General features: G+C 73.4%; 9 protein-coding genes. 5 read left to right on the forward strand and 4 right to left on the reverse strand.

Annotation, left to right across the window (positions count from 1 at the left end):
- Positions 1 to 19 precede the first annotated feature (19 nt).
- On the forward strand, positions 20 to 1,417 hold the full coding sequence (locus EAO76_RS35305; RefSeq protein WP_148840153.1) for an 8-oxoguanine deaminase: 1,398 nt from the start codon (positions 20 to 22) through the stop codon (positions 1,415 to 1,417).
- Positions 1,418 to 1,662: 245 nt separating this feature from the next.
- Complete coding sequence (locus tag EAO76_RS35310; RefSeq protein WP_148840154.1) at positions 1,663 to 3,105, forward strand: nucleobase:cation symporter-2 family protein; 1,443 nt, start codon at positions 1,663 to 1,665, stop codon at positions 3,103 to 3,105.
- Positions 3,106 to 3,188: 83 nt separating this feature from the next.
- On the opposite strand, the gene EAO76_RS35315 is transcribed toward EAO76_RS35310, so the two are convergent.
- Together EAO76_RS35315 and EAO76_RS35320 are read right to left on the reverse strand one after the other, a co-directional pair.
- Positions 3,189 to 4,076 (reverse strand): chitosanase, encoded by an 888-nt coding sequence (locus tag EAO76_RS35315; protein WP_148840155.1) that lies wholly within the window; start codon positions 4,074 to 4,076, stop codon positions 3,189 to 3,191.
- Between the two features lie 220 nt (positions 4,077 to 4,296).
- Positions 4,297 to 4,605, reverse strand: coding sequence for an SH3 domain-containing protein (locus EAO76_RS35320; RefSeq protein WP_148840156.1), 309 nt, complete (start codon positions 4,603 to 4,605; stop codon positions 4,297 to 4,299).
- A gap of 357 nt (positions 4,606 to 4,962) precedes the next feature.
- On the opposite strand from EAO76_RS35320, the gene EAO76_RS35325 reads away from it, so the two are divergent.
- Both EAO76_RS35325 and EAO76_RS35330 read left to right on the forward strand, forming a co-directional pair.
- Entirely contained in the window at positions 4,963 to 5,742 is a 780-nt protein-coding gene (locus tag EAO76_RS35325; protein WP_148840157.1) for a hypothetical protein, read from the forward strand.
- 403 nt (positions 5,743 to 6,145) lie between these two features.
- Complete coding sequence (locus tag EAO76_RS35330) at positions 6,146 to 8,272, forward strand: hypothetical protein (RefSeq protein ID WP_262375959.1); 2,127 nt, start codon at positions 6,146 to 6,148, stop codon at positions 8,270 to 8,272.
- Positions 8,273 to 8,362: 90 nt separating this feature from the next.
- Here the strand turns inward: EAO76_RS35330 and EAO76_RS35335 are convergent, their stop codons facing one another.
- Positions 8,363 to 8,968 carry a TIGR03086 family metal-binding protein gene (locus tag EAO76_RS35335; RefSeq protein ID WP_148840159.1) on the reverse strand — a complete coding sequence of 202 codons (606 nt, stop codon included), beginning with the start codon at positions 8,966 to 8,968 and terminating at the stop codon, positions 8,363 to 8,365.
- A gap of 36 nt (positions 8,969 to 9,004) precedes the next feature.
- Positions 9,005 to 10,066, reverse strand: a complete 1,062-nt coding sequence (locus EAO76_RS35340; RefSeq protein WP_187438887.1) for an amidohydrolase family protein — start codon at positions 10,064 to 10,066, stop codon at positions 9,005 to 9,007.
- A gap of 158 nt (positions 10,067 to 10,224) precedes the next feature.
- On the opposite strand from EAO76_RS35340, the gene EAO76_RS35345 reads away from it, so the two are divergent.
- On the forward strand, positions 10,225 to 11,214 hold the full coding sequence (locus EAO76_RS35345) for a fibronectin type III domain-containing protein (protein WP_187438919.1): 990 nt from the start codon (positions 10,225 to 10,227) through the stop codon (positions 11,212 to 11,214).
- Positions 11,215 to 11,231: the final 17 nt, after the last annotated feature.

The raw sequence follows: 11,231 nt of genomic DNA on the forward strand, positions 1-11,231 counted from the left end.
AAGAGAAGGAAGCAGCGCCATGGCAGCAACGCCGACCCCCGAGCACGTGGAACGCGTCGTCATCGAGAACTGTTCGATCGCGACCGTCGACGCCGACGACACCGAGTACGCCTCGGGCCACATCGTCGTCGCCGGCAACCGCATCGAATCCGTCGGCGCGGGACGGGCACCCGAGGGCCTGGAGAACGTCGTGCGCCGCGTCGACGGCACCGGACACCTGGCCACCCCCGGCCTGGTCAACACGCATCACCACTTCTATCAGTGGATCACCCGAGGCCTGGCCACCGACCACAACCTGTTCGACTGGCTGGTCGCGCTGTACCCGACGTGGGCGCGCATCGACGAACCGATGGTCCGCGCCGCCGCGCAGGGCTCGCTCGCCATGATGGCCCGCGGCGGCGTCACCACCGCCATGGACCACCACTACGTCTACCCGCGCGGCTCCGGCGACCTGTCCGGCGCCATCATCGGGGCCGCCCGAGACATGGGCGTACGGTTCACCCTCGCCCGGGGCTCCATGGACCGCAGCGCGAAGGACGGCGGACTGCCGCCGGACTTCGCCGTCGAGACGCTCGACGGCGCGCTCGCCGGCACCGAGGCCACCATCGACGCGCACCACGACCCCTCCTTCGACGCGATGACCCAGGTCGCCGCCGCACCCTGCTCCCCGTTCTCCATCTCCACCGAACTGCTGCGCCAGGGCGCCGAACTGGCCCGGCGCAAGGGGGTGCGCATGCACACCCACGGCTCGGAGACCGTGGAGGAGGAGAAGTTCTGCCACGAGCTGTTCGGGATGGGCCCGACCGACTACTTCGAGTCGACCGGCTGGCTCGGCGACGACGTGTGGATGGCGCACTGCGTCCACATGAACGACTCCGACATCGCCGCGTTCGCCCGCACCGGAACGGGCGTCGCGCACTGCCCCTCGTCCAACGCCCGGCTGGCCGCGGGCATCGCCCGGGTCCCCGACATGCTCGCGGCCGGCGTCCCGGTCGGCCTCGGCGTCGACGGCACCGCCTCCAACGAGTCCGGCGAACTCCACACCGAACTGCGCAACGCCCTCCTCATCAACCGCCTCGGCGCCCACCGGGAGAAGGCCCTGAACGCCCGGCAGGCCCTGCGGCTGGGAACGTACGGCGGCGCCCAGGTCCTGGGCCGCGCCGAGCAGATCGGCTCCCTGGAGCCGGGCAAGCTCGCCGACCTGGTGCTCTGGAAGCTGGACACCCTCGCCCACGCCTCCATCGCCGACCCGGTGACCGCGCTCGTGTTCGGCGCCGCCGCCCCCGTCACCCTCTCCCTCGTCGACGGCAGGCCCGTCGTCGAGGACAACCACCTGATCACCGCGGACGAGGAAGCCATCGCCCGCGCCACCCGCGACGAGGCCCGCCGCCTCGCGCAGGTCGCCGCCGGGGCCTGACACGCCCCGGACCCCCCGTACCGGCCGGTCGAGGGGGACGGCCCTCGACCGGCCGCCGCGGACCCCGAAGGGGTCCACGGCAAACCGGTGCGGTGGAGCGTGCCTCCGCGCACGCGCCGCCGCACCGGCGACCCAAGCTGCCCGCACCAGCTGCACGTCACGTTCCACCTGCATCAACGCCCCACTTGCACCACCTCCCTGACACCCACGCCGCCCCAGGCGTGTAACCGACCGGAGGAACCGCCGTGGCAGCTAAGCCCAGGTTTCACAACGACGCAGTCGCAGCACCCGACACCGGCCCCGCCCCCGGGCCGTCCTCGGCGGACCGGAAACATCCGGTCGACGAGACGCTTCCCCCGCTGAAGATGTTCACCAGCGGCCTCCAGCACGTGGCCGCGATGTACGCGGGCGTGGTCGCCCCGCCGATGATCGTGGGGCCCGCCGTCGGCCTCACGGCCAAGGAGACCGCCTTCCTGATGGGGGCGAGCCTGTTCACCGCGGGCATCGCCACCCTGCTCCAGACCCTCGGCTTCTGGCGCATCGGCGCCCGGCTGCCGTTCGTCAACGGCGTCTCGTTCGCCGGGGTCACCCCGATGGTGGCGATCGGGAAGGACCGGGGGCACGACGGCATCGCCGTCATCTTCGGCGCGATCATCGTCGCCAGCCTGCTCGGCTTCCTGCTGGCCCCGTACTTCTGCAAACTGGTCCGCTTCTTCCCGCCCGTCGTCACCGGCACCGTGATCACCCTGATCGGCGTGTCACTGCTGCCGGTCGCCTTCAACTGGTCCCAGGGCGGCAACGCCAAGGCCGCGGACTACGGCTCCACGACCAACATCACCATGGCCGCCGTCACCCTGGTGATCGTCCTGGCGCTGCGGAAACTGCTGCGCGGATTCCTCCAGCAGATCTCCATCCTGCTGGGCCTGGTCATCGGCACACTGATCGCGATCCCGGTCGGCATCACCGACTTCGGCGCCCTCGGGGACGCCGACCCGATCGGCTTCCCCACCCCGTTCCACTTCGGGGCGCCGCAGTTCGAGATCGCCGCGATCGTCTCCATGAGCATCGTGATGCTGGTCTGCATGACCGAGTCCACCGCCGACATGCTCGCACTCGGCAAGATCGTCGACCGGCCGGCGGACGAGCGGACCATCGAGGGCGGCCTGCGCGCCGACACGCTCGGCAGCGCCATCAGCCCGCTCTTCAACGGCTTCATGTGCAGCGCCTTCGCCCAGAACATCGGCCTCGTCGCGATGACCAAGGTGCGCAGCCGCTTCGTGGTGGCGGCCGGCGGCGGCATCCTGATCGTCCTCGGGCTGGTCCCGGTCGCGGCCTCGGTCATCGCGCTCGTCCCGCTGCCGGTCCTCGGCGGCGCGGGCATCGTGCTGTTCGGCTCGGTCGCCGCGASCGGGATCCAGACCCTGGCGGCCGCCGCGCTGGAGAAGGGCGAGAACGCGCTGATCGTGGCCGCGGCCGTGGGCGTCGGCCTCATCCCGATCGCCGCGCCGGAGTTCTACCACGCGTTCCCCGAGGACCTGCTCGTCGTGCTCGACTCCGGCATCTCGACCGGCTGCGTGGTGGCGATCGTGCTCAACCTGGCCTTCAACCACCTCGGCCGCAAGCCGGACGAGGAGACGCCCGAGCGGGACGGGGACCGGCCGGTGGCGGCCCCGGTGGGCGCGCACTGACCCGAGCCGGTACGACGCGGCGGCCGGTACGGCGGCACTTGAGGGTGCCGCCGTACCGGCCGCGGTCATGAGCTCCGGACGGGTCAGCCGATGTGGAAGCTGTCGCCGTACACCTTCCAGTCGAGCGGCGGGTCGAGGTTCAGGTTGCGCTTCTTCAGGAAGACCCGCTGGGCGGTGTCCACCCGGCTGGTGTCCTCGTGGGCCTCCTCCTGCTTCATCGCCCAGACCCGGGCGTCCAGGAAGGCGTTGAGGTACGTGACCTCGTCACCGCCCTGGGACGGCGGCTTCGCCTTCGAGAGGGCGCGCTTGCGGATGGAGCCGAAACCGGTGCTGTCGCCGCCGTCGCCGTGCATGACGATGGCGTCGTAGTACGCGAACTGGCCGAGCGTGCCGATGCCGTCGGCCTTGCCCTGCTTGACGGCCGGGTTGAAGTACACCCGGTCGCGCTCGTCGTCCTGCGCCTTCCGGAACGCCGAGTCGGACGCGGCCTTCACCCAGTCCTTGGTGAAGTTCGGGTCGAGGCCCTCGTGCGAGGGGGTGCCGTCGACCTTCCGCAGGGCGGGGAGGTACTTCGCGAGGACGTTGTCGGGCTTGCGCTCGGTGTACAGCTCGACGAGGTCGAGCATGTCCCCGGTGCCGGAGCAGAAGCCGATGATGCCCGCGGTGTAGCCGCGGTCGTCGTCGATGTCCTCGATGTACTTGTACTGGGCCTTCCAGTCGAGGGAGGAGTTCTCGGCGCTGGAGACCAGTTGCATGGCGATCTCCTTCTTCGCCGGGTCGTCCAGACCGGTCGCCGCGGCGACGGTCGCGGCAGGCCGGACCACCGCCGAGGACTGCGGTGTCGCCCGGTGCGTGGGGGCACCGGCGTGGGCTGCGACGGGGATCGCCGTGAGGGAAAGCCCGAGCACGACGACCGCGATGCGCACGGGACGGGCGTTGCGACGTGCGGCGCGCTTATGGGGAGCGTGCACCAGAGTCCTCCAGAGGGAGTTCTTCGTTCCGTCGGTCTGTTAGGAAGCTTTCCTATCAGGATGGAGCGAGGGTCGTACACCCCTCGGCAGGGGGAAGTTGAGAACTTCCCCCGGAACGCGGAACGGCCCCGCGCCGCGCGGAGTGCGCGACGCGGGGCCTGGGCGGGCCGGAATCCGGGCCTGGTACGGGGCTGGGGCACGGACCGGGGCGCGCCCGGTCTCAGCAGTCGAGGTAGCCCACGTAGATCCAGACGCCGGTGGGGCCGCCCCACAGGTCGCCCATGACCCAGCTGCCGTCCTGGCCACGGGCGTTGAGCTTCTGACCCCGGTTCACCTGTCCCAGGACCGGGTAGTTGGAGCCGGGCCCGCCGCGGAAGTTCACCCCGTTGTCGTTGACGGTGCAGACCACTGCGGCGGCCTTCGCGGCCTGCGCCGCGACGGGGCTCTGCACGGCCTGGGCGGCGGGGCTCAGGGCGAGCCCGAGACCGGCCGCCAGGACCGTCGCGGCCAGCATCATCTTCTTCACCATGCGGTTCTCTCCTCCGTGTTCCGGATCGCGTCGGCGCGAGCCGTCCGTCGACCCCAACGCGGCCGCGGACCGTCCGGTCACGGGTCGGGCACTCCGTTCGAGCAGCAGTGAAAGTGCAGTTCACGCGATGTGCGCACCGGCGTGCGCGGGGGGCGGGCGGACGCTTCTGGCGCCCGTCGGCCGAGGGTTTGGACGCGGGGAACCGGAACCGGGCGATGCCGTGGTGATCAAATCGTTGCCGCGCCGCGTACAACCGCGCGCGGCCCTCTCCTGTCCCACAGTCAGCCGTGAGGACGGACCTCCGGCGGGGCGCCTGCGCGTTCGGTCAGGGGCACAGGGGAAAGGGCGAGTTCGAGGATGGCGAGAACGATGTGGAAAGCGGTGGTGGCCGGTGGGGCGGCGATCGTGTTCACGGGGATGGCGGCGGTGCCGGCCGGGGCGGCGGAGGGCGGGGTCTCCTTCAGCCGGGTCTCGGTGAACGGCGGGAAGCCGATCGTGATCGGGGTCAAGGAGGAGGTCGAGGTGCACGCGACCTTCCGGATGACGACCAAACTCAGATACGACCCCGGGCCGACGGTGTTCCCCTACCGGGGGAAGCCCGATGCCGGGGACACCCTGCACAGCGCCGTCATCACCAGCGACTGCAAGGTCGTGGACAGGGCGAAAGGGATCTGCGACTTCGAGGAATGGCTGTACATCGACCCGCGGAACCTCGACTTCGGGAACGAGGACGCCGGCACCTGGCGGACCGCCGCCCGGGTCTTTCTCGCCGGTGACGCCCACGACACCGACGACAAGGACCTCCCGCTGCAGGTCAAGCGGGCCACCCGCGTCACGGTCAACGCCTCGCCGGAGCCGGTCGCGAAAGGGCGGACGATCACCGTGACCGGGCGGGTCACGCGTGCGAACTGGGACACCCACACGTACCAGGGATACGCGGGCCGCACGGTCAGCCTGCAGTTCAAGGCGGCGGGCGCCTCCTCGTACACGACGGTCAAGAAAGCGACGTCGAGCAGGACCGGGGAGCTCAGGACCACGGTGAAGGCCACCGGGCCGGGGACATGGCGGTGGACGTACTACGGGAACTCCACCTCCGGGACGAAGTCGTCGACCGGGGACTACGTCGCCGTGCGGTAGGCGACGTGCGCGGACCGCCTCGCGCGCGGAGCGGAACCCCGAGGGCGCTGCCCGGCCGGCCCGGCCGGGCAGCGCCCTCGGCCACATGACCGGTCTCCCGCCTCCCACTTCGCCGGACACCTCCCGGCCCACGGTGTCCGCCGCGACCTCCGATGCCGTGCCGACACCACCTCCCCGCCGAGGGCGGGCGCCGGCCGGGCGGCGCGGACAGGGCATCGAAGGGGCTTCCGGTCAGGCTCCCGCCAGGTCGCGTTCCGCCCGGCCGGAGCCGTGGGAACGAGCTCCGATGGCCGGACGGACCCGCGGAAGGACGGCCCGGCGGGGCGTCGGCCGGTGCCCGGGCCGCGACCACCGGAACCCGGGCACCGGCTCGATGTCAGTGCCGGGTGCCATGATCCGTCGCATGGATCTCGAACTGTTCTTCGCCGACGTCGACGCGCAGCCCTGGGCGGAGTTGCAGCACGCCTACGGCCCCGCCGACGACGTTTCCGGGCACCTGCGGGCGCTCGCGGGCGACGACGAGGAGGCCGCGGGCGAGGCGATCTCCGAGCTGTACTCCGCCATCCTGCACCAGGGTTCGGTCTACGGGGCGACGGCCCACGCCGTCCCCTACCTCGCGCGGCTCGCCGGGGCCGGGTACCGCACGGAGGACCTGCTGGTCCTCCTCGGCGGGATAGCGGAGGGCGGCGCGGACGACGGGGACACGGACGAGGCCGCCTGCCGGGCGGCCGTCGTGGACCAGTTGCCGCTGATCCTGTCGTCGGTCGACGCCGAGGAGCCGGGGCTCCGGTGCGCCGCGGTGTGGGCCGCCGCGATGACCGGTGCCGCCGATCGGGTGCTGCCGGTGCTCCGGCGGCGCCGGGGGACGGAGGAGCACCCGCGGGTGCGGGCCGAGCTGATCGGGGCCATGGCGCGTCTGGACCCGACGGGCACCGCGGCCGGGGCGGGCGCGGTCATCGGCGGGCGGGAGCCGGACGAGGTGCGCGTCGCGGCCCTGCTGGCCTGCGTGGACGGCGGCCTGCCCTGGGGCCCCGAGCACCACGGGGCGATGCTGTCCCTGCTGCCCGCGAACGGACTGGTCGTGGACCACCTCGACCAGGAGCGGAACGAGCCCCTGCAGTACGTCGTCGAGACACTGCTGCTCCGCGACACCGACGCGGACCGGGACGCGGCGTACGCGCTGCTCGACGCGGCCCTGCGCAGCACGGCCGCCGAGGCGCGCACGGAGGCGCTGTGGGCGGCCGAGCAGGCATGTCTGCTGTCGCGCAGCGCCCCGCGGCGGCTGGCGGACGCCGTGCCGGCGCTGGCCGCCGATCCGGACACCCTGCCCGCTGCGTACTCGCTGCTCCAGAAGCTGGGTCCGTACGCCGCCGCGGCCGCCCCGGAGCTGGCCCGGATCGCCCGGGGCGGGGGCGATCCGGCGGACTGCGCCCTGGAGACGCTCGTCCTCGTGGCCCCCGACCTGGCGGCGCCGCTCCTCGCCCGTGACCTGGGACGGCGCCCGCGAGCGCTCCGCGCCGTGGGCGGCCCCCTGTTCGGGGTGGTGGTCGGCACCCGGCCCCTGCCGTGCGACGACGCGCTGCTGGCCGCGGTCCGTGCCCGGCTGGTCGTCGAGGACGTCGAGGGCAACGAGCCCGTTCACCTGCTGTCCCTGCTCGAATCCTGGGGGAGCGGGGCGGCGGCCGCCCTGCCCGAGCTGCGGTCCGTGCTGCCGCGTTTCCCGGCGGCCGTGCCGAGGACGCTGGTCGCGGTCTGCCCGCCGGAACACCGTACGGAGACGGCACGGCTGCTGACCGCCGCCGCTTCCGGGCCGGGGAACGGCCGGCTCGCCGCCGCGAAGGCGCTGCGCGAACTGACGGGGGAGACCGGGCCGCTCAGGACGGCCGTCGCCGCGTGCCTCGCCGACGGCGACGACGTGCAGGAGGCCGCGGAACTCGCCGCCGGGCTGGGCGCGGAGGCGTTGGAGCTGGTACCGGCCCTGCGGGCCGCGTTCAGCGACCTCGGGAACGGCCGCACCACCCCGCGGATGGACTGCGACATCGCGGTCGCGTCGGCCCTGTGGCGGATCACGGGGGACACCGCGCAGGCGGTGCCGGTGCTGGCCGGTGTGCTGGCGGAGACCGGGAACATGTGGATGCGCTGGACGTTCCGCCGGGCCGCGCGGGCGGCCGCGGTCATGGGCGGGGCGGCCCGGCCGCTGGTGCCCGCGCTGGAGGGGCTGCTGACCGACCGGGCGCACGTTCCGGCGGCGGTGCTCGCCCTGCACGCGATCGCCCCCGAAACCCTCGACGGACCGCGTACGGCCGGTCTGCTCCTGGACTCCGCGGAGGCGGACGCCGACACGGAACTCGCGCTGGAGGCCCTGGTCCTCCTCGGCCCCGCCGCCCTCACCGAGGACCACCGGCGCAGGCTGACGGCCCTGGCCGAACAGGATCTCCGGGTGCGGTCCTCGGGCGTGGAGCCGACGATATGCCCGGCCGACGAACAACTGCGGGAACAGGCCCGCGAGGCGGCGCGCAGCCTGGGCTGACCGCCCGGCGCGCCGTCGTCGGCACCGGACCGCGACCGGGCCGGACCGCGCCCCCGTGCCGGGCGTGGTCCGGTGCGGGGGCGGCGTGGCTCAGGCGCCCGGCCGCCAGTCCGGGCGGCGGCCGCTCATGGCGACGGTCTGGTCGAGCAGGGGCGCGCCGGCCGGGACCGGAACCGGGGGACCGAAGATGTCCGCCGGGCGGGGAGCGTCGTCGTCAGGGGTCAGCAGGGCCAGCGAGACGCGCAGGCTCGCCTCGTCCGGCTCGTACTCCTGACCGGTCGCACGGGCCAGGTCCCAGCCGTGGATCACCAGCTCGTCCAGCGCGACCACCACCGCCACCTCGSCCGGCAGATCCACCCCGCCCGCCCTGGTCATCCCCTGCCGGGCGTCGGGGGCGCGCCAGGCCGCCACCAGCTCGTCCAGCAGCGGCGGCAGCGTCTCGCGCCAGTCGTCGGGGAGCACCGGCGGGGCATCGGCCGGTGGGGTGTCGGTCGTCGGCCCGAGGTCCTTGCGCGCCGCGTCGCGGAAGGCCGTGCTCAGCCCGACCACATGGGCGAGCAGCTTGCGCACCGTGTAGTCGGGGCAGGGCGTCGGACCGGCCAGTCGCCGTTCGTCGATGCCGTCGAGCAGGGCGGCGAGCCGGCGCGCGGCGGGCTCCAGATCGATCGTGGGGATCGTCTCGGTGTGCGTGTCCATACAGTGCAGACCTCTCCCGCGCCCCGAACTCATCGCTCATCGCACGACGCGTCCACGGAGCACGATCCGGCTCGGGTGGTTCAGCACGGCAGGGTCCTCGGTCGGGTCGGTGGCGTATGCGACGAGGTCGGCGGGCGCGCCGTCCACGAGGCCCGGCAGTCCGAGCCAGGCCCGTGCCGTCCAGGACGCGGCACCGAGTGCCGCGTGGGCCGGCAGCCCGGCCCGTACCAGCCATTCCATCTCGCCCGCGACCGTCCCGCAAGGGAAGGAGTCCGTCCCCGCCAGCACCGTGACACCGGCCTCGTGGGCCGCGCGCACATTGTCGAGCATGCCGTCCCACCCGGCCAGCCACAGATCGCGGCGCACGCCCGGCTCCCGGGCCCGCATCCGGTCCACCCCGGCGGCGAAGACGCTCAGCGTCGGCACGAACGCCGTGCCCCGCGCGGCCATCCGGTCCAGCAGCGCCGGATCGAGATGCATGCCGTGCTCCAGGCTGTCGGCGCCCGCCAGTACGGCGTTGCGGGTGCCCTCGGCGGTCTGGCAGTGCACCGCCACCTTGCCGCCGGCCGCGTGCACCGCCTCCACCACCGAGGTCAACAGCGGCAGCGGCAGGGCGGGTTCGTCGGCGGCCCAGTCCCCGATGACCTTGCACCACCCGGACGAGGCGGTCGCCTCCTCCACGGCGGCCCGCACCAACTCCGCCTCGCTCACGTCGCGTCCGAAGCCGGGGATGAACCGGCCGGGCGTGGCCAGCCACCGCCCCGCCGACGTCACACGCGGCAGCTCCGGGTCATCCGTCACCCAGCCGGGCATCCGCCGCGCCGTGCCCGGGGTGCGTACCGCGAGCACCCCGGCGTCCCGGTGCTCCGTCAACTGCCGCCGCAGCATCCCCTCGTCGAAGGGCACACGGGGATCCGTCGTGCCGGGGTGCGTGTGCACGTCGACGAGGCCGGGCAGCAGCCAGCCGCCGTCCACGACCATCTCCACGTCCCGGCCCGAGAGGCCGCCCGGCGGGCCGCCCGCGCGGAGCACTCCGCCGTCGATCAGGAAGACGCGCTCCTCGCGCTCCGGCAGCACGATCCCTCGTATGCACAGCATCGGACGACCGTACGACATGACGGCGCCCCGCCGGCGGAGTGCCACCGCCCCGCCCCGCGGGACGCGCGGTCACACCGGCACATTGCGGAACGTTCCGATCCGTCCTCTTGTCGACGACCCCCGCGTCGTGCGATACAGGTCTGGACCATTGCCCCCGGCTGGAAGGCGCACCCGTGCAACGCCCCCACGCAACCGCCGCGTTGGCCTGCTCCGTCGTCCTGCTCGCCGCGCTGACCGCCTGTGAATCCGCCCCCGGGGCCGACACCGAGGGGCCGACGGTGCCGGGTCATGTGACGGCGCAGGCCAGCAGCGCCACCTCCGTGCACGTCATGTGGGAGCGAGCCTCGGACGACCGGGCGGTCACCGGCTACGAGGTCTACCGGGAGGGGAAGCGGGTGAAGTCGGTCCCGGCGGCCAAGCTGATGATCGACGTCGACGGGCTGACCGCGTCGACCGCCCACACCTTCACGGTCCGGGCTCGCGACGCCGCCGGGAACCTCTCCGCGCCCAGCGCCGCCGCGCGCGTCACCACGCCCGCCGCCACCCGTGCCGACCGGGAGGCGCCGACCCGTCCGGTGGAGCTGCGCGGCACGGTGGACGGCAGCCGGGCGGTGAACCTCTCCTGGGGCGGTTCGACGGACGACGTCGGCGTCACCTCGTACGACATCTACCAGGAGGACTCCCGGATCCACAGCGTGCCCGGCGACCGGACCACCGCGCACCTGACCGGGCTGCGCCCCGGCACCGTCTACACCTTCACCGTCCGGGCCCGCGACGCCGCCGACACCTCCTCGCCGGACAGCAACGCCGTCGACCTCACGACCGGGTCCGCCCCGGGTGCCCCGGCCGCCACCGCCCCCACCGACCTGCGGGTCGGCAGTCGTGTCCAGGGTGAGGAGTACGCCATCGACCTGGACTGGGAACAGCCGGAGACCGGCGGGGAGATCCCCGCGTACCAGCTGTTCATGAACGGCCGGCTGACCACCACGATCGTGTGGGGCGGGGCCCCGCCCGAGGGGCGGGCGAGCTACCGGCTCACCGTCGGCGACCCGCGCGGTACCCGCTACTCGCTGAAGATCCGCGCGAAGCTGCCCGACGGGAAGTGGGGTGACTTCTCCGCCCAGCGCACGGTCGTCCTCGGCGAGTGAGGCGAACGGGGTGGCCG

The organism is Streptomyces sp. sk2.1 (assembly GCF_008120935.1).
Taxonomy (GTDB): Bacteria; Actinomycetota; Actinomycetes; order Streptomycetales; family Streptomycetaceae; genus Streptomyces.